The organism is Avibacterium paragallinarum, assembly GCF_900450705.1.
Taxonomy (GTDB): Bacteria; Pseudomonadota; Gammaproteobacteria; order Enterobacterales; family Pasteurellaceae; genus Avibacterium; species Avibacterium paragallinarum.
The window spans coordinates 881,218-898,692 of the sequence record NZ_UGHK01000002.1 but is presented as its reverse complement, the minus strand read 5'-3'; the positions used below and the strand labels follow the sequence as shown (position 1 = coordinate 898,692).

Genomic DNA, 17,475 nt, shown 5'->3' with positions numbered 1-17,475 from the left:
ATATATTAATCTTAATTTGTAATGACGTTGTATATGCAATATAATACAATCAATTTAACCAATGAGAGATTTATTATGACGACAATGACGAACAATAATGCCGTGGTGAATTTTCGTTTACCACAACATTTAAAAACAGAAGCATTTGAAGTGATTGCCCAATATGGTCTTACCCCGTCACAAGTATTTAATATGTTTTTAACTGAAATTGCTGCCACCAAAGCGATTCCTTTGAGTTTGAATTATTTACAACCTAATGCAAAAACTTTAGCGGCAATGAATGAAATTGAAAGTGGAACGGCTGAACGTCTCTCTCTTGATGACAAAACCGATCTTGCCACCTTATTGCAATAAATAGCAGAAGAGAAAAAATAAATGAACCAGCCATTGCCAATTAAGGAAATTGAAATGGCGAAAGAATTTAAGCGCGATTTGGTACAACTAGCCAAAAAAGCACCGCACTTATTTGTTCATCCCCGCTATTTGGAAGTGATGCACTGCTTAACAAATGGACTGACTTTACCCGCTGAATATAAAAATCATCCGCTTAAAAACAATTTGAAAGGTTATATGGATTGCCACATTCTCAATGATCTCGTGTTAATTTATAAAATTGAACAACAATGCCTAAAATTAGTTCGGCTAAATACACATTCAGAAGTTTTTGCATAACTTCTTAATTAACAATTCTATCCCCCCAAGATTTCCGCTATAATCTTGCGGTTATCACTTTTTTAAGATTTCAATAAGGAAAATATTATGATGCGAACTCATTATTGCGGGGCGTTAAACCGTGAAAACATTGGGCAAGAAGTTACTCTGAGCGGTTGGGTGAATAAGCGCCGTGATTTAGGTGGCTTGATTTTTATCGATTTGCGCGATCGTGAAGGCATTGTACAAGTCTGCTTTGACCCGAAATATCAAGAAGCACTCACCGCTGCGGCGGGCTTGCGTAATGAGTTTTGCGTGCAAATTAAAGGCGAAGTCATTGCGCGCCCTGAAAATCAAATCAATAAAAATATGGCAACAGGCGAAGTGGAAGTGTTGGCGAAATCCCTTTCTGTTTACAATGCGTCTGATGTGTTGCCGTTGGATTTCAATCAAAATAACACGGAAGAGCAACGCTTAAAATACCGTTATTTAGATTTACGCCGTCCTGAAATGGCACAACGTTTAAAAACTCGTGCGAAAATCACCAGTTTTGTACGTCGTTTTATTGACGACCACGGTTTCTTAGATATTGAAACTCCAATGCTCACCAAAGCCACCCCTGAAGGCGCACGCGACTATTTAGTGCCAAGCCGTGTGCATAAAGGCAAATTCTATGCTTTACCGCAATCGCCACAATTATTTAAGCAGTTGCTGATGATGTCCGGCTTTGATCGCTATTATCAAATTGTAAAATGTTTCCGTGATGAAGATTTACGCGCTGATCGCCAGCCTGAATTTACTCAAATCGATGTGGAAACTTCTTTCCTAACCGCACCAGAAGTGCGTGAAATTATGGAACAAATGATCCACGGATTATGGTTAGAAATCTTAGGCGTAGATCTCGGTAAATTCCCAATGATGACTTGGGCAGAAGCAATGCAGCGTTTTGGTTCAGACAAACCTGATTTGCGTAACCCATTAGAAATGGTGGACGTGGCTGATTTAGTGAAAGACGTGGATTTCAAAGTATTCAGCGGCCCTGCCAATGATCCAAATGGCCGTGTAACCGTAATCCGCGTACCAAATGGCGCAAGTACTACCCGTAAACAAATTGACGAATACACCCAATTTGTTGGTATCTATGGCGCAAAAGGCTTAGCTTGGTTGAAAGTTAATGAGCTTGAAAAAGGCTTAGAGGGCGTGCAAAGCCCAATCGCAAAATTCCTCTCTGAAGAAGTGTTAAATGCGTTATTAAACCGTGTGCAAGCACAAAATGGCGACATTCTTTTCTTCGGCGCAGACAAATGGAACGTTGCCACTGACGCAATGGGCGCATTACGCTTGAAATTAGGCCGTGATTTAGGTTTAACTCGCTTGGAAGAATGGAAACCACTTTGGGTGGTAGATTTCCCTATGTTTGAACGTGATGAAGAGGGCAACCTTGCCGCAATGCACCACCCATTCACTTCACCGAAAGATTTCAGCCCGAGCCAATTAGAGCAAGATCCAACAGCTGCGGTGGCGAACGCTTATGATATGGTGATTAACGGCTACGAAGTGGGCGGCGGATCGGTGCGTATTTTTGACCCTGTAATGCAGCAAACTGTATTCCGCATTCTTGGCATTAACGAAGCAGAACAACAAGAAAAATTCGGCTTCTTGCTGGACGCACTAAAATTCGGCACACCACCACACGCAGGTTTAGCCTTTGGTTTAGACCGCTTAGTGATGCTTTTAACTGGTACCGACAACATTCGTGATGTTATCGCCTTCCCGAAAACCACCGCCGCCGCGTGCTTAATGACCGAAGCCCCAAGCTATGCTAACCCGCAGGCATTGACGGAGTTGGGGGTTAGCGTGGTGAAAAACGAGAAATAATTTCTGGAACAGAGCCACTGAATTTGTGTGAATGATCTAATGTAGCAACTGTATTCCGCTAAAAAGCAAAAATACAAATTCGTTAATTAAAGTGCGTGAGCGTCCCATTGCGAGTCATCGCGGACAATCGCATTTAAAATGGTGAGAAGCTTACGCATACAGGCGTTAATCGCCACTTTGAACGCCTTACCATTAGCACGTAAGCGTTCGTAAAATTGTTTGAGTTTAGGCTCAAAACGCACACAAACAAATGTTGCCATATACAGTGCATTTCGTACGGCTTTGCGACCACCTGAACAGCGGCTTTTCCATTTGGTGTTGCCACTTTCTTTAGGATGGGGTGCAACACCAACAAGTGAAGCGATTTGTTTATGTGTGTATTGACCTAACTCAGGCAACATTGACATCAAAACGGCTATTGTTTGTGTACCCAACCCTTTGATGTCTTTAAACTTTTTTATTGTATCGTCAAAATGTTTGAGATGCTGTTCGATTTCCCTATCCAGCTCATCAATACGCAGGCTGAGATAGTCGATATGCTGTTCAACACTGAATACTTGTGTGGAATGAACTTGTTCAAGGCGGTTTTTCTCCGCAAAACGCATTTCAACAAGCTGATTACGGCGTGAAACAAGGGCTTCAAGCTGTTCCTGCTCGGGAGTGGGTGGTATGTAAAGCTGCTGTGCTACATTATCACGCATTGCGAGCATTTGGGCGTAAAAAGCCAACATTTTAGCATCTTTATTGTCGGTTTTTGCTAGTGACTGCGACATCGCAAACTGATTGGTTTGTCGCGGGTTGGCAATCACCACACGAAAGCCTGTGCGGTGGAGTGCTTTAGCTAATGGAAGTTCAAGCCCACCGGTGCTTTCAAGGACAATTAAGTCCACACTGAAACGACGTAAATACTCAATGGTATGTGCAATCCCTTTCGGATTGTTGGTTTCGGTTTTTGTTCGTTTTTGGGTAGAAAGCCCAATGACGAAATGACGTTTAGCAACATCAATACCACAATAAGTTTGTTCATTCATCATTAACCTGCCTTGCATTCGGGTTTAAGTCTGGCAACTGTTCGGTTTTTTGGTGAAATGTTATCTGCTCTCATTGCTACAACTCGGTTTGTTGCCTGGGGCGTATGCGAGATGCAGATAACGGGGTTTTGTTGCTATTTTATATTAATTTTAAGGGGCTGTCCTAGATAACAACTAAAAAATCTATTTAGGTTAGAATGAACCAATGAGAAAAAGTCGTCTAAGTCAGCACAAACAAAATAAACTCATTGAGCTATTTGTTGCAGGTGTTACTGCAAGGACAGCAGCAGAGTTAGTCAATGTAAACAAAACGACTGCCGCATATTACTTTCATCGTTTACGCCAACTCATCTATCAAAACAGCCTTCACTTAGAGATGTTTGAAGGTGAAATTGAAGCCGATGAAAGTTATTTTGGCGGTGCTCGCAAAGGCAAACGTGGTCGTGGTGCGGCAGGGAAAATTGCGGTATTCGGGCTTCTCAAGCGCAATGGCAAGGTTTATACCGTTGCGGTTCCAAATACGCAATCTGCCACCTTGTTACCCATTATTCGGGAGCAGGTAAAGCCTGATAGTATTGTTTACACCGATAATTATCGTAGTTATGACGTGCTTGATGTGAGTGAATTTAGTCATTTTCGTATCAATCACAGCACACATTTTGCTGAAAATCATAACCACATTAACGGAATTGAGAATTTTTGGAGCCAAGCAAAACGCCATTTACGCAAATTTAATGGTATCCCAAAAGCGCATTTTGAGCTTTATTTAAAGGAATGTGAATGGCGTTTTAATTACAGCAACATAAAAAGTCAAATTTCTATTTTAAAACAATTGGTTAAAGGGAGTTTAGTCTAGTTATCTAGGACAGCCCCAATTTTAATATACAAGGGGCGTATCGCATACGCCCCAAAAATACGAAACAATTTAGATAGGTATTGAATTAGATAACAGTGTTATGGAGAAATAGGAATAGATGAGCTACAAAAATCCCCATGGCATTCTTGTTGTTATCTATGCTAAAAATACGCATTGCGTACTGATGTTGCAACGCAAAGACGATCCTGAATTTTGGCAATCGGTAACGGGATCAATGGAAAATGGCGAAACGCCGAGGCAAACAGCTATTCGTGAGCTTTGGGAAGAAGTGCGGTTAAAAATTTCTGAAAATTCCACCACACTTTTTGATTGTAATGAATGGGTAGAATTTGAAATTTTTCCCCATTTCCGCTATAAATACGCACCGAATATCACCCACTGTCGCGAACATTGGTTTTTGTGTGCGGTGGAAGAGGAATTTGAACCGCAATTAAGCGAGCATTTGGCTTTTAAATGGGTTTCCCCACAACAGGCCGTGCAAATGACAAAATCGCCGAATAACGCCGCAGCGATTGAGAAATATTTGGTAAATAAGGGCTGATAAATCTCCCCTAGCCCCTCTTTGCTAAAGAGGGGAATTTAGTAGCTATAGAGCAAAGTGTATTAATCATACGCTCATATCCCCCCTCTTTAGTAAATAGGAGACGGGGGAGATTTGATAGTAGCAATAACTACGCACTAGATATGACGCCTATTGCGGTGAACATAAGTCGCCAAGGGCGAAACCCAATTTATAAAAACAAACAAATTTAATTAAACTCAAGATCAAAAAGATCACAAAAACAGAAGGAAAAAAAATGGCAGGACATAGTAAGTGGGCGAATATTAAACACCGTAAAGCCGCCCAAGATGCTCAACGTGGCAAAATCTTTACTAAATTAATCCGTGAATTAGTTACCGCTGCAAAATTAGGTGGTGGCGATACCAGTGCAAACCCACGCTTGCGTGCCGCGGTGGATAAAGCCCTTTCTAATAATATGACGCGTGATACCATCAACCGTGCAATTGATCGCGGTGTGGGCGGTGGCGATGACACCAATATGGAAACCAAAGTTTATGAAGGCTATGGTCCAGGCGGTACAGCGGTAATGGTGGAATGCTTGAGTGATAACGCAAACCGCACCATTTCACAGGTTCGTCCAAGCTTCACTAAATGCGGTGGAAACTTAGGGACAGAGGGTTCGGTCGGTTATTTGTTCAGCAAAAAAGGCTTGATTTTGATCGCAGAAGCTGATGAAGATGCCTTAACTGAAGCGGCGATAGAGGCGGGGGCTGACGATATTCAACCACAAGAAGACGGCAGTTTTGAAATCTACACCGCTTGGGAAGATTTAAGTGCCGTGCGTGAAGCCATTGAAACGGCTGGATTTAAAATTCAAGAAGCGGAAGTTACAATGATCCCATCAACAACCGTGGCACTTGATGCCGAAACCGCACCAAAATTATTACGCTTAATTGATATGCTAGAAGATTGTGATGATGTGCAAAATGTGTATCACAACGGCGAAATCAGTGATGAAGTTGCCGCATTACTTTAATGCGTAATGGAAGAAGGTGCGAAAGCACCTTTTTTGTTTAGGGTATTTGAACCTTTTCAAACAGGAAATCAAATGGCAATTATTTTGGGGATTGACCCCGGTTCTCGTTTAACGGGCTACGGTGTAATCCGTCAAGTGGGGTTAAAGTTGGCCTATTTAGGCAGCGGAGTGATTCGCACTCAAGCAGAAGATATGCCTACACGTCTGAAACGCATTTATGCGGGGGTAAGCGAAATTATCACGCAATTTCAGCCCACAATGTTTGTCATTGAAGAAGTGTTTTTGGCGAAAAATGCCAATTCTGCATTAAAACTTGGACAAGCTCGCGGTGTGGCGATTGTCGCTGCAGTGAACCACGATTTACCTGTGTTTGAATATGCCGCACGTTTGGTTAAGCAAACGGTGGTTGGCACAGGGGCGGCCGATAAAACTCAAGTGCAAGAAATGGTTACGCGTATTTTAAACCTTTCTGCGAAACCGCAAGCCGATGCCGCCGATGCCTTAGCGATTGCGATTACACACGCTCACTCTTTCGCCCATTTATCGCAAATTAATCAGAATGTGCAAAAAACAGTAGGAAAAAACACCGCACTTTTGCGTCCGAGATATAGCCGAGGGCGGTTTCGTTTGTAACAAGCGTTGTTTGATGTTAAAACAACGCGGCGTTATTTTTATGCCACATAAATTTTGATATGGCTGAGGTTTCTAGCTTGTTTTTTGTTGCTTAAAGGATTATAGGGTTAAGTCATAAAATTTTATGTTTAAAACTGGATATTTATCCAGTTTTACTTTATCCTATGACAAATCTTTTTTAAGGGAAAATTATGATAGGCCGTTTAACAGGATTATTAGTCGAAAAGCAACCACCAGAAATTTTGCTTGATGTACAAGGCGTGGGCTATGAGCTTTTATTGCCAATGACCAGCTTTTATAACTTGCCAGAAACAGGGCAACAAACAACTTTATTTACCCATTTAGTCGTGCGAGAAGATGCACATTTGCTGTTTGGATTTTCCCACAAGCAAGACCGCACTTTATTTCGTGAATTAATTAAAACTAACGGCGTTGGACCAAAACTAGCGTTGGCAATTTTATCCGCAATGTCAGTTAATGAATTTGCTTATGCGATTGAGCGAGAGGAACTATCTAAATTAGTTAAAATTCCAGGGGTAGGAAAAAAAACAGCAGAACGTTTATTAGTTGAATTAAAAGGAAAATTTAAAGATTTACCACAAGGCGATTTCTTTATTGAAAGCACGCATTTACCAGTGGCAGAAAAATCATCAAGTAAAGAAAATGTTCATATCGATGATGCAATTGCCGCATTAGTTGCACTAGGTTATAAAGCGAGTGAAGCTGAAAAAATGGTGAAGAAAGTCGCAAACCCAGATCTCAATAGTGAGCAGTTAATTCGTGAAGCACTAAAGGCATCGTTATAAATAAGGCATTGTAATGGTTGAAGTAGATAGAATTGTAAGTGCAACAGAAAAATTCGATGAAGAAGTTATTGACCGTGCTATTCGCCCTAAATTACTCACCGATTATGTGGGGCAACCGCAAGTTTGCGAACAAATGGAAATCTTTATCCAAGCCGCCAAACTACGTCAAGATGCACTCGATCACCTATTGATTTTCGGCCCACCGGGGTTAGGGAAAACCACTCTTGCCAATATTGTGGCCAATGAGATGGGGGTAAATATCCGCACTACTTCAGGGCCAGTGCTTGAAAAAGCGGGTGATTTAGCGGCAATGCTCACCAATCTTGAACCGCACGATGTGCTATTTATTGATGAAATTCACCGCCTTTCCCCAGCCATTGAAGAAGTGTTGTATCCTGCAATGGAAGATTATCAACTGGATATTATGATCGGGGAAGGACCGGCTGCACGTTCGATTAAACTTGATCTTCCACCTTTTACGTTGATTGGGGCGACAACGAAAGCCGGTTCATTGACATCTCCACTACGAGATCGTTTTGGTATTGTTCAACGTTTAGAGTTTTATTCTGTAGAAGATCTGACATCTATTGTCGCTCGTAGTGCATATTGTTTAAATTTAGCCATTGAACAAGATGCTGCGCAAGAAATAGCCTGTCGTTCCCGTGGGACACCGCGTATTGCTAACCGTTTATTACGTCGTGTGAGAGATTACGCCGATGTTAAAAATGCAGGACAAATTTCCGCACAAATTGCCAAATCCGCCCTTTCAATGTTAGACGTTGATCCCGCAGGCTTCGATTTTATGGATCGCAAATTATTGAGTGCCATTATTGAACGTTTTGACGGCGGCCCTGTGGGGTTAGACAACCTTGCCGCCGCCATTGGTGAAGAACGCGAAACCATTGAAGATGTGCTTGAGCCTTATTTAATCCAACAAGGCTTTTTACAACGCACCCCAAGAGGCCGTATCGCCACATTGCGAACTTATCGTCATTTGGGGATTGATAAGCTGACTGATTAGGGAGAAAAAAAGACGATGGAGTAGGGAAGTGCTCCGTTTTTTCGCAAGCTTTATCGAGCTAATAAAGCAGTAAGCGACAGGAAGTTAATGTAGAAAAGTTGGTAGAAAAACGTGTCTTATGCCCAAAAATAAAGTGCGGTGAAAAATCTGAAAATTTTCCACCGCACTTGTCTTTTCACTATTCTGTTATTTCATCGCTAACTGAGAAAATCTGGCGATATTTTGCGCTGTTGAAATCAGATTCTCTTTCCCTGAACGCAAGGTGTTTTCCAAACTATCAAGCTGACGAATGATCGGAAAGACCGCATCAATGCCCTGCTCATACACCACTTCATAATCTTCCCGCAGGCAGCCTACGATAGCAATCACGGGTTTGCCAAATTGCTTGGCGATTTTGGCGACACCAATCGGCGTTTTTCCGTAAGCACTTTGCCCGTCCATTCGGCCTTCGCCGGTAATCACCAAATCGGCATCTTGCACTTGGGTGCTAAAATGTAAGGTTTCTAACACAATATTTACGCCTTTTTTCAACCGCACTTTTGGTAATAACAACAAACCGCCGCCCATTCCACCAGCCGCTCCAGCACCTGCTTGATGAGCAATGGCAATCCCTAATTGCTGTTGAACTTGCTGTGCAAAATGCAACAGTGCTTTATCCAATTGTTGCACCATTTGCACGGTTGCCCCTTTTTGCGGCCCGAACACGGCAGATGCCCCAGTTTCACCACATAATGGATTATTTACATCACAAGCCACTTCAATTTGTACTTGTGCTAAACGTGAATCAAGCTGGCTTAAATCAATATGAGCGGTGTGAATTAACTGTTCGCCACCATCGCCCAAAGATTGATTTTTAGCATTGAGAAAGCGTGCACCCAAGGCTTGCAACATTCCCACGCCAGCATCATTGGTTGCACTCCCACCAATGCCGAGAATAATTTTTTTCACCCCATAATTTAAGGCGTTCAAAATCAATTCTCCCGTGCCAAAACTGGTGGTTTTCAATGGATTACGCACCTCCATTGGCACAAGATGCAACCCTGAAGCCGCTGCCATTTCAATGAATGCAGTTTCACCATCACCAGAAAGCCCCCAAAATGCGTCAATTTTATTGCCCAAAGGGGCGGTAACCGTGCATTGGATAAGCTTGCCTTGCGTCGCGTCCACCAAAGATTGCACTGTGCCTTCGCCACCGTCAGCCATTGGGATTTTGCAATATTGTGCGTGCGGAAAAATCTTGCGAAACCCAATTTCAATCGCCTCCGCCACTTCAAGTGCGGTCAAACTTTCTTTGAATGAATCCGGTGCGATGAGTATTTTCATTGTTAATTCCTATTAAAGTAAAACTAAGGAAAGGATATAAACTGTGCTAATCCCCACAATTCCCATAATAAAAGTGAGTGTGGTTTGTGTGCGATAGCCTTGTTGTGGTGTCATTTTACTAAAGTTTGTGACCACCCAGTAATAACTATCATTGGCGTGTGAAACACACATAGCCCCTGCAGCAATCGCCATTACGGTCAGCGCGGCAGCAATTTCACTGGTTAAGCCTAATGCACTCATTAGAGAATCATCAACATTGAACATTCCCATAATTGCCGCGGTGGTAATCATTGCCACGGTAGAGCTGCCTTGTGCGGTTTTCAAAATCGCTGAGATAATAAATGGAAAGAAAATACCCGCACTACTAATAATATGCGCATTTTCTTTAATATATTCTACGAACCCTGCTTCAACAATCACTTTGCCTAATACGCCACCAGCCGCAGTAATAAACAGAATTGGGCCAACGAGTTTTAGCGTGTCGTTGGTTAAGGTTTCAAACTCACTCATTTTGCCACATTGAAAAATAAGAATGATGGCAAAAATTAACCCAACACCTAAGGCAATAATCGGATTGCCTAAGAATAAAATGAAATTGGCAATATCGCCTGTTGCACCTGAAATTTTAGTGATTGAACCTAATGCCATTAAAATGATAGGAACAAAAATCGGCACAAGGCTTAAAAAGCCATTAGGTAAAGTGCCATATTTTTTCAATAAGGCTTCATAACCTTGAGCAATCAGTTCATCATTAGCATCATCTTGCAAAATAACTCGCTTGCCAATAAATTTGGCAAAAAGATAACTTGCGATCAAAACAGGAATAGATACTACAATCCCCATAAGAATGACCAATAACAAATTATGCTCTAAACCTAGCCCACCTGCCACGGCAATTGGCCCTGGTGTTGGCGGAATAAAAACGTGAGCGGCATAAAGCCCTGCACTCAGTGCAACCGCAGTACCAACGGGGTTAGCGGCAATTTTTTTCTGAATCGCTTCACGAATTGGGTTTAATACAACAAAACCACTATCACAGAATACAGGAATACCAACAACCCAGCCCATAATAAGCATAGCTAGCTCTGGTCGCTTTTGTCCAACCAGTTTAACAACCATATCTGCTAATTTTAAGGCTGCACCTGTTTTTTCTAGTACCATACCAATAATTGCACCGAAAATAATCACAATACCGATGCTCTTAAATGTGCCACTAAAGCCAGCTCCAACCATTGCTGGAATTTTAGTGAGAGGAATGCCCGCAAGAAGTGCTAAAGCAAGGGAAATGCTCATTAATGCGAGGAAAGGGTGAACTTTTAATTTCGCTATCATAAAAATCATAATCAGGATAGCAAGGATAAAGCTAATAATGAGTGCGATGCCCGTCATATTATTTCTCCTTTTATATGATTAATCAGCAATCACATTATTGTTTTCTCTAAGAGAAAATGCTTTATCTAAAAATACAAAAAATAAGAGGGTAATTCACAATAATTTGTAGAAATAAACAAATTACTTTTTTAATAATATACTTAAATAGAATATAAATAAATCATCTATCTTATTGAAAGACAAAGAAGTTATTTGCTCAATTTTGTTAAGTCGATAACGCAGCGTATTACTATGAATGAATAAATTTTGTGCAGTGAGAGTGAGATCACAATTTGATAAAAAATATTGTTGCAGGGTTTTGCGTAATTGTTGATGGGTATCTTGTGCATAAAGTTTATTAATGGGTTTTAACAATTCCTTTGCTTGCCAAGAATCGGTTAAATCATCTAATAAAACCGGCAACTGGTATTGTTCAAAAAAATAAATTGATTTTTTAGGGAAAAATTTTAACCCGTAACTTAGCGTACTTAATGCCGTTTTATAAGAAAGAGATAACCTTTCATTTCCACCTAAAAAACCGCCTACCACAATCTTATATTGGCGAGAATTCCAATGTGCTGGCACAAAAGTTTTCAACAACGTTTTATTTTGACGTTCACTTGCTGGTAATAATATCAAGATGGAATCCAAAGAATGAATGGCAAAAAGCACATTTTGCTGTTGCAAGTAGCTGACTAATTCCTGTAATTGATTTTGATTGGAATGGCACAAATTGATCAGCGTTGCCACATAATTATTGGATAAATCAATACCGAAAAAATGTGCTTGTTGAACAAGCTGGGGATATTGCTGTGAATGATTAACTAACTGTAAAATAAATTCCTCTTTATAGCGATGCGACCAACGTTCTTGCTCAATTAAAATGTGCTGTTCAACAATTAATTCCGCCGTCATTTTTACTAATTCAGCATAAGGACGTACTTCCTCTGGCTTGCCTGATACCCCCACAACGCCAAAAATATTACCGAGATAATTAATCGGAATATTGATACCAGGCTTGGCTTCTTGATTCCATTTTTGCGAAAGAAATTCATCAACTTCCACAACCCGATTTTCTCGAATTGCAATCACCGCTCCCGTATGTTTTTGCTTTAAGCGAGAAGTATCGCCAGAAGCAATAATCACCCCATTTTTATCCATTACATTGACGCTGTTTGGAATAATATGCATTGCTCGTTGCACTATTTTCTGTGCAACTTGGCTATCAAGTTCCATAACCCACCTGAAAATGAAATCAAACTTGGTTAAATCATATAATTAAAATGCTTATTTGCCTAAGATATTTATTGCATTTTTTCTCTTAATCGCTACAATTGTTGCTCCTTGTCGGCGCTGAATTAGAGATCGGCGTTTGATGTATGACTAACCCTACTATTGAGGATTTTAATATGTCTCTAAGTACAGAAAAAAAAGCAGCTATCGTTGCTGAATTTGGTCGTGATGCAAAAGATACTGGTTCATCAGAAGTTCAAATTGCATTATTAACTGCACAAATCAACCACTTACAAGCACACTTCGCAGTGCATAAAAAAGACCATCACGGTCGCCGTGGTTTATTACGTATGGTTTCTCGTCGTCGTAAATTATTAGACTACTTAAAACGTACTGATTTAGCTAAATACAGCGAAACAATCGCTCGTTTAGGTTTACGTCGCTAATTTCCAAATTAGAACAAGAAAACGCTCAATTTATTGAGCGTTTTTTATGTAGGCTGAGAATAAATTAAACCCTGTATAATACAGGGTTTAATTTATTTATAAAGTGCGGTATTTTTTAAAGCACTTTTACAATACTTTCACATAAGGTACGAATGTTTTCTTCAGTAATTCCCGCAACATTAATCCGCCCTGAACGAACCGCATAAATCGCAAATTCTTCTTTTAGACGATCTACTTGCTCAGGCGTTAAGCCACTGAATGAGAACATTCCATTTTGCTCCTCAATGAAGCTGAAATCTTGTTTTGCACCATACTCTTTTAGCAATTCAACGAATTGATGACGCATTGCTTTAATGCGATCACGCATTTCGGTTAATTCGTTTGTCCATTCTTCTCGTAATGCGGGATCTGCCAAGACTAATGCAACAGTTGAAGCACCGTGCGAAGCTGGATTAGAGTAGAGGGTACGAATGATGGATTTTACTTGGGTTAAGGCAGTAGCGGCGATCTCTTTATTTTCTGCAACTAAGGTAAATGCTCCAACGCGTTCATTATAAAGCCCGAAATTTTTCGAATAAGAACTTGCTACCAGTAATTCTTTATGGTTTGCCGCAAAAGTACGCAAGCCGAAAGCATCTTCTTCTAAGCCATTGGCAAAGCCTTGATAAGCAAAATCAAAGAGCGGTAGCCAGCCGTTTTTAGCCGACATTTCAGCCAGTTGCTGCCATTGCTCTGGGGTTGGGTCAATGCCCGTTGGATTATGGCAGCAACCGTGTAATAACACCACATCGCCTTCGCCTGCATTACTTAAATCTGCGATGAGATTGTCCCAATCTAAGGCTTTGCGTTCAGCGTCATAATAGCGATATTCGCGAATGGTAATGCCAACAGCATTAAAAATCGCATTGTGATTTGGCCAAGTTGGCGTGCTAATCCACACATTTTGTGCTTTGGTTTGGCGTTTAATAAATTCGGCGGCGATGCGTAATGCCCCCGTGCCACCTAGGCTTTGTACGGTTTTAGCACGTTGATTTTTAATGATAGGCGAGCTTTCACCGAAAAGTAGAACTTGAGTGCGAGCATTAAAATCAGCCACGCCATCAATCGCGAGGTAATTTTTACTGGTTTCTACATCAAGCAAACGTTGCTCTGCCGCTTTAACAGCTTTCATAATTGGCGTGTTGCCCTTAGCATCTTTATAAACGCCAATGCCTAAATTAATTTTATTTGAACGGTTATCAGCTTTGAATGCTTCGCCCAATCCTAGAATAGGATCGGCTGGTGCTGCATTTATATTTTCAAACATCGTGAATATCCTTCTTGAAGTTGTGTTGTACATAATTAGACGTTTTTTGAGAAACAAAAAAACAGCTATTGCAATGTTATACTTGAGAATATGAGTAGTTCGCAAGTATTTATTAAAATGAATCTTCTTTTAACCTGATAAAGCCGATTATTTTTCAAAAATTCCTCAAATTAATTAGAGGATGTCAATTTTTTCTTTGTCCAATGTAAGCCAGATTGATAATCCTCAGGTAAGGTTTGAGCAAAGCGATCTAACAATTCACAAAGCTGATTTTTATCACAATGAGCTACATTGATATGCCCCACCTTACGCCCCGCTCGCACTTCTTTGCCATACCAATGAAGCTGACTAAATGGTTGATTTAGCCATTGTGGATTATGTGCCGTGCCGATTAGATTAATCATCACCGCTGGCATTGTGCTAACCAATTCTGGCGTTGGCAAATTCAACAACGCTCGTAAATGTAGCTCAAATTGGCTAATGGAACAGCCAAGTTGCGTCCAATGTCCACTATTATGCACGCGAGGGGCAAGTTCATTAATCAATAATTTTTCGCCGATAACAAAACATTCCATCGCCATCACGCCGATATAATTCAGCTTGTGCATAATTTTTGCCAACATTGCTTCTGCCTGCTGTTGAAAAAGGGATTGTTGCGGAAGCGAAGGATCGGCAACGCTATAACGTAAAATGCCGTTTTGTTGCAAATTATGGGTTACGGGATAAAAACGGGTTTCTCCGTTTTTAAATCTTGCACCGACTAAGGAAATTTCACCGTCAAAGGGAATAAATTTTTCTGCGATCACTTGCCCGAATAAGTCTTCGGTGATGATGTTTTTGTTTTCAGGCGTGATAATCCACTGCCCACGCCCATCATAGCCCCCCGTACGGCGTTTGACGACCACCTTCTCACCAATATGCTGAAAAATGTCCTCCCATTGCACCGCACTTTCTACGACGCACCAAGGTGAAGTGGGTAGGTTTAATTCATCAAGTAAGGATTTTTGCGAAAGGCGATCGGCTGTTAAACCAAAAACAGCACGATTAATAAATTGCGAATGGGTGGCGAGTTTTTCAGTCAGTGGCGTGGTTTCCCAACGTTCAATTTCAGAGGTAATCAGGCTATTTTCTTCTGGTTCAAACAAGGGGGTATCGAACGCAAGAGGTTTAACCTCAATATCTAAAGGTGCACCTGCATAGCGGAGCATTCGCCCAAGTTGCCCATTGCCTAAAACATAAACCGTTGGATATAAAGCACTTTTTTGCATTGTGAAATCCTTGATGATGTTGTGTAAAAATCAAAGTGCGGTGTGTTTTTTCACCTATTTTTCTGTATTGTCTTCGGACTTTTCTGAATGTGCAACGTCATTGTCATTTTCTTTTAACAAACGTGAAATTGCACTCAAATAAGAAATTTCAAGGGTTTCACGGCTGGTTGCCATCACCCCTTGATCAATCAAATAACCATCGTTTACGTCATAAACCCAGCCGTGTAGCGACAATTTTTTGCCACGCTTCCACGCCGATTGTACAATTGAACAACGCCCAAGATTATAAACTTGTTCCGCCACATTCAATTTCGTAAGCATATCCGCACGCTTTTCAGGCGGCAATTTACCCAGCAAATGGCTGTGTTTGAACCAAATATCGCGAATATGCAACAGCCAATTATTAATCAGCCCCAAATCTTGTTCAGCCATTGCTGCTCTAATCCCACCGCAGTTGGTGTGTCCGCAAATAATAATGTGTTCAATATCGAGTACATCAACGGCATATTGCACTACAGAAAGACAATTTAAATCCGTGTGAATCACTTGGTTACCCACATTGCGATGTACAAAAAGCTCACCTGGTCCAAGATTCGTGAGCTTCTCAGCTGGAACACGGCTATCCGAACAGCCTATCCACAAATAGCTTGGGGTTTGGTGATCGGCAAGTTCACGAAAATAATCGGAATTCTCCTCTTTCATTCGTGTTGCCCAGCTATAGTTATTGGCAAAAAGTTGTTCAATTTTTTTCATTAATTGGGATTCAGTCTTTTTTATAATGTGTTAAGAAAGTGCGGTATTATTTTACCGCACTTAATTTTGTTAGATGAAAATACTTTGAAGTATGTAGTAAATAATAATGGCAAAGAATGCCCCAGCAGGTAATGTAATTACCCAAGATGCGACAATGTTGCGGATTACCGTGAGGTTTAACGCTGCGATACCGCGTGCAAAGCCGATTCCTAAAATCGCACCCACAAGGGTTTGTGTGGTGGAAATCGGTAAGCCCGTGCCTGAAGCTAATACCACAGTAGTTGCGGTTGCAAATTGTGCAGCAAAGCCACGACTAGGAGTGAGATCGGTGATCCCTGTACCAATAGTCGCCATAACTTTATAGCCCATTACCACAAGCCCTAAGGCGATTCCGCCAGCACCAAGTGGAAGCACCCACCAAGCCAATGGCGATTTCGCTAAGATCTGCCCGTGATTATCGACAATCGACACCACGGCAGAAAGTGGCCCGATAGCATTGGCAACATCATTTGAACCGTGAGCAAATGCCATTGCACAAGCGGTGAGTAGCATTAAAATGCTGAATACTTTTTCCACAGTGCCGAAAGAGCCAGTGCTTACGGTTTGACTAAACCGTTCGCTACGGAAGTAAAAATGGCTGATTATCACCGCGACACCGCTGATAGCAAGAGAAATAACCGTGGTCTCAAAGGTTGAAAGGTGTAGCCCAACGTGTTTTAACCCTTTAATCATTGTTACGATAACAAGGATAAAAATTGTTACGCCGATATAATAAGGACCATATTTTTTTGCATTGTTGAGCGGATTTTTTGTATCAAAAATAAGTTTTTGAATACTAAAGAAAATGCCATAAGCGATAACGCCTGCGATCGCTGGGGTAATAAACCAGCTACCAACAATTTTTTTGACTTCACCCCAATCAACTGCTTGTGGTCCGATTGTAATACAGCCAAAGCCAATAATTGCTCCGATAATTGTGTGAGTTGTGGATACTGGCCACCCCATTCTTGATGCGAGTAATAACCAAAGTCCAGCCGAAAATAAGGATGCCATCATCCCAAGTGCTAATATTTCAGGACTTGAAACGAATTCAACGGTATTAATTACACCACTTTTAATGGTTTCGGCTACTTCACCACCAGCAAGGTAAGCTCCAGCTGATTCAAAGATCATTGCAATAATAATTGCTTGTTTGGCGGTGATTGTGCCTGAACCCACAGAGGTTCCCATTGCATTTGAAACGTCATTCGCACCAACGCCAAATGCCATAAAGAAGCCAAAAACCGCCGTGATAATCACTAATAAAGAGCCATATTGTTGAATAATTTCCATAGTTTTTT

18 protein-coding genes are annotated in these 17,475 nt (G+C 41.1%); 10 read left to right on the top strand and 8 right to left on the bottom strand.

The annotated features are described in order from the left end of the window. The first annotated feature begins 84 nt into the window (after positions 1-84). From DXZ23_RS09150 to aspS, 3 genes are all read left to right on the top strand, one after another. Positions 85-354, top strand: a complete 270-nt coding sequence (locus DXZ23_RS09150) for a type II toxin-antitoxin system RelB/DinJ family antitoxin (RefSeq protein WP_026138487.1) — start codon at positions 85-87, stop codon at positions 352-354. Between the two features lie 21 nt (positions 355-375). Continuing rightward, on the top strand, positions 376-672 hold the full coding sequence (locus tag DXZ23_RS09145) for a type II toxin-antitoxin system RelE/ParE family toxin (RefSeq protein WP_017805749.1): 297 nt from the start codon (positions 376-378) through the stop codon (positions 670-672). Positions 673-759: 87 nt separating this feature from the next. Then, positions 760-2,529 carry an aspartate--tRNA ligase gene (aspS, locus tag DXZ23_RS09140; protein WP_017805748.1) on the top strand — a complete coding sequence of 590 codons (1,770 nt, stop codon included), beginning with the start codon at positions 760-762 and terminating at the stop codon, positions 2,527-2,529. Between the two features lie 86 nt (positions 2,530-2,615). Here aspS and DXZ23_RS09135 read toward each other — a convergent pair whose 3' ends face one another. After that, positions 2,616-3,563, bottom strand: a complete 948-nt coding sequence (locus tag DXZ23_RS09135; protein ID WP_017805811.1) for an IS110 family transposase — start codon at positions 3,561-3,563, stop codon at positions 2,616-2,618. A gap of 202 nt (positions 3,564-3,765) precedes the next feature. Here DXZ23_RS09135 and DXZ23_RS09130 point away from each other — a divergent pair, with 202 nt between their 5' ends. The 6 genes from DXZ23_RS09130 to ruvB all read left to right on the top strand — a co-directional run bounded on the left by DXZ23_RS09130 (position 3,766) and on the right by ruvB (position 8,435). Continuing rightward, positions 3,766-4,416 carry an IS1595-like element ISHpa1 family transposase gene (locus DXZ23_RS09130; protein ID WP_017805306.1) on the top strand — a complete coding sequence of 217 codons (651 nt, stop codon included), beginning with the start codon at positions 3,766-3,768 and terminating at the stop codon, positions 4,414-4,416. A gap of 118 nt (positions 4,417-4,534) precedes the next feature. Further along, the gene (gene nudB, locus DXZ23_RS09125; protein ID WP_017805745.1) at positions 4,535-4,978 is read left to right on the top strand and encodes a dihydroneopterin triphosphate diphosphatase; all 444 of its coding nucleotides are present in this window, start codon (positions 4,535-4,537) and stop codon (positions 4,976-4,978) included. 256 nt (positions 4,979-5,234) lie between these two features. Next, positions 5,235-5,975 carry a YebC/PmpR family DNA-binding transcriptional regulator gene (locus DXZ23_RS09120; protein WP_017805744.1) on the top strand — a complete coding sequence of 247 codons (741 nt, stop codon included), beginning with the start codon at positions 5,235-5,237 and terminating at the stop codon, positions 5,973-5,975. A gap of 72 nt (positions 5,976-6,047) precedes the next feature. After that, positions 6,048-6,608 carry a crossover junction endodeoxyribonuclease RuvC gene (ruvC, locus tag DXZ23_RS09115; RefSeq protein WP_035695911.1) on the top strand — a complete coding sequence of 187 codons (561 nt, stop codon included), beginning with the start codon at positions 6,048-6,050 and terminating at the stop codon, positions 6,606-6,608. A 191-nt stretch (positions 6,609-6,799) separates the two neighbouring features. Further along, positions 6,800-7,414, top strand: a complete 615-nt coding sequence (ruvA, locus tag DXZ23_RS09110; RefSeq protein WP_017805742.1) for a Holliday junction branch migration protein RuvA — start codon at positions 6,800-6,802, stop codon at positions 7,412-7,414. Positions 7,415-7,427: 13 nt separating this feature from the next. After that, on the top strand, positions 7,428-8,435 hold the full coding sequence (gene ruvB, locus DXZ23_RS09105) for a Holliday junction branch migration DNA helicase RuvB (RefSeq protein WP_017805741.1): 1,008 nt from the start codon (positions 7,428-7,430) through the stop codon (positions 8,433-8,435). A 186-nt stretch (positions 8,436-8,621) separates the two neighbouring features. Here ruvB and DXZ23_RS09100 read toward each other — a convergent pair whose 3' ends face one another. The 3 genes from DXZ23_RS09100 to DXZ23_RS09090 form a co-directional block, all read right to left on the bottom strand. Then, positions 8,622-9,758 (bottom strand): glycerate kinase, encoded by a 1,137-nt coding sequence (locus tag DXZ23_RS09100; protein ID WP_021724430.1) that lies wholly within the window; start codon positions 9,756-9,758, stop codon positions 8,622-8,624. Positions 9,759-9,770: 12 nt separating this feature from the next. Next, on the bottom strand, positions 9,771-11,147 hold the full coding sequence (locus DXZ23_RS09095) for a GntP family permease (RefSeq protein WP_017805739.1): 1,377 nt from the start codon (positions 11,145-11,147) through the stop codon (positions 9,771-9,773). A 123-nt stretch (positions 11,148-11,270) separates the two neighbouring features. After that, the gene (locus tag DXZ23_RS09090; RefSeq protein ID WP_017805738.1) at positions 11,271-12,365 is read right to left on the bottom strand and encodes a sugar diacid recognition domain-containing protein; all 1,095 of its coding nucleotides are present in this window, start codon (positions 12,363-12,365) and stop codon (positions 11,271-11,273) included. Positions 12,366-12,538: 173 nt separating this feature from the next. Between DXZ23_RS09090 and rpsO the strand changes: the two genes are divergently transcribed. Continuing rightward, positions 12,539-12,808, top strand: coding sequence for a 30S ribosomal protein S15 (rpsO, locus tag DXZ23_RS09085; RefSeq protein ID WP_017805737.1), 270 nt, complete (start codon positions 12,539-12,541; stop codon positions 12,806-12,808). 115 nt (positions 12,809-12,923) lie between these two features. Here the strand turns inward: rpsO and DXZ23_RS09080 are convergent, their stop codons facing one another. The 4 genes from DXZ23_RS09080 to DXZ23_RS09065 all read right to left on the bottom strand — a co-directional run bounded on the left by DXZ23_RS09080 (position 12,924) and on the right by DXZ23_RS09065 (position 17,467). Continuing rightward, a complete protein-coding gene (locus tag DXZ23_RS09080) occupies positions 12,924-14,114 on the bottom strand; it encodes an amino acid aminotransferase (protein WP_017805736.1) in 1,191 nt (396 codons plus the stop codon). A 170-nt stretch (positions 14,115-14,284) separates the two neighbouring features. After that, a complete protein-coding gene (gene purK / locus DXZ23_RS09075; RefSeq protein WP_021724432.1) occupies positions 14,285-15,382 on the bottom strand; it encodes a 5-(carboxyamino)imidazole ribonucleotide synthase in 1,098 nt (365 codons plus the stop codon). Between the two features lie 54 nt (positions 15,383-15,436). Next, complete coding sequence (gene can / locus DXZ23_RS09070; protein ID WP_017805734.1) at positions 15,437-16,135, bottom strand: carbonate dehydratase; 699 nt, start codon at positions 16,133-16,135, stop codon at positions 15,437-15,439. 69 nt (positions 16,136-16,204) lie between these two features. After that, positions 16,205-17,467 carry an inorganic phosphate transporter gene (locus tag DXZ23_RS09065; protein ID WP_017805733.1) on the bottom strand — a complete coding sequence of 421 codons (1,263 nt, stop codon included), beginning with the start codon at positions 17,465-17,467 and terminating at the stop codon, positions 16,205-16,207. Positions 17,468-17,475 lie beyond the last annotated feature (8 nt).

Excerpts from the sequence above, each read along its gene's own strand:
- DXZ23_RS09095 (WP_017805739.1), bottom strand. The coding sequence starts at position 11,147 with ATGACGGGCATCGCACTCATTATTAGCTTTATCCTTGCTATCCTGATT.
- ruvB (WP_017805741.1), top strand. The coding sequence starts at position 7,428 with ATGGTTGAAGTAGATAGAATTGTAAGTGCAACAGAAAAATTCGATGAA.
- DXZ23_RS09090 (WP_017805738.1), bottom strand. The coding sequence starts at position 12,365 with ATGGAACTTGATAGCCAAGTTGCACAGAAAATAGTGCAACGAGCAATG.
- DXZ23_RS09100 (WP_021724430.1), bottom strand. The coding sequence starts at position 9,758 with ATGAAAATACTCATCGCACCGGATTCATTCAAAGAAAGTTTGACCGCA.
- DXZ23_RS09065 (WP_017805733.1), bottom strand. The coding sequence starts at position 17,467 with ATGGAAATTATTCAACAATATGGCTCTTTATTAGTGATTATCACGGCG.
- DXZ23_RS09135 (WP_017805811.1), bottom strand. The coding sequence starts at position 3,563 with ATGATGAATGAACAAACTTATTGTGGTATTGATGTTGCTAAACGTCAT.
- purK (WP_021724432.1), bottom strand. The coding sequence starts at position 15,382 with ATGCAAAAAAGTGCTTTATATCCAACGGTTTATGTTTTAGGCAATGGG.
- nudB (WP_017805745.1), top strand. The coding sequence starts at position 4,535 with ATGAGCTACAAAAATCCCCATGGCATTCTTGTTGTTATCTATGCTAAA.
- DXZ23_RS09080 (WP_017805736.1), bottom strand. The coding sequence starts at position 14,114 with ATGTTTGAAAATATAAATGCAGCACCAGCCGATCCTATTCTAGGATTG.
- DXZ23_RS09130 (WP_017805306.1), top strand. The coding sequence starts at position 3,766 with ATGAGAAAAAGTCGTCTAAGTCAGCACAAACAAAATAAACTCATTGAG.
- rpsO (WP_017805737.1), top strand. The coding sequence starts at position 12,539 with ATGTCTCTAAGTACAGAAAAAAAAGCAGCTATCGTTGCTGAATTTGGT.
- DXZ23_RS09145 (WP_017805749.1), top strand. The coding sequence starts at position 376 with ATGAACCAGCCATTGCCAATTAAGGAAATTGAAATGGCGAAAGAATTT.
- DXZ23_RS09150 (WP_026138487.1), top strand. The coding sequence starts at position 85 with ATGACGAACAATAATGCCGTGGTGAATTTTCGTTTACCACAACATTTA.
- ruvA (WP_017805742.1), top strand. The coding sequence starts at position 6,800 with ATGATAGGCCGTTTAACAGGATTATTAGTCGAAAAGCAACCACCAGAA.
- ruvC (WP_035695911.1), top strand. The coding sequence starts at position 6,048 with ATGGCAATTATTTTGGGGATTGACCCCGGTTCTCGTTTAACGGGCTAC.
- aspS (WP_017805748.1), top strand. The coding sequence starts at position 760 with ATGATGCGAACTCATTATTGCGGGGCGTTAAACCGTGAAAACATTGGG.
- can (WP_017805734.1), bottom strand. The coding sequence starts at position 16,135 with ATGAAAAAAATTGAACAACTTTTTGCCAATAACTATAGCTGGGCAACA.
- DXZ23_RS09120 (WP_017805744.1), top strand. The coding sequence starts at position 5,235 with ATGGCAGGACATAGTAAGTGGGCGAATATTAAACACCGTAAAGCCGCC.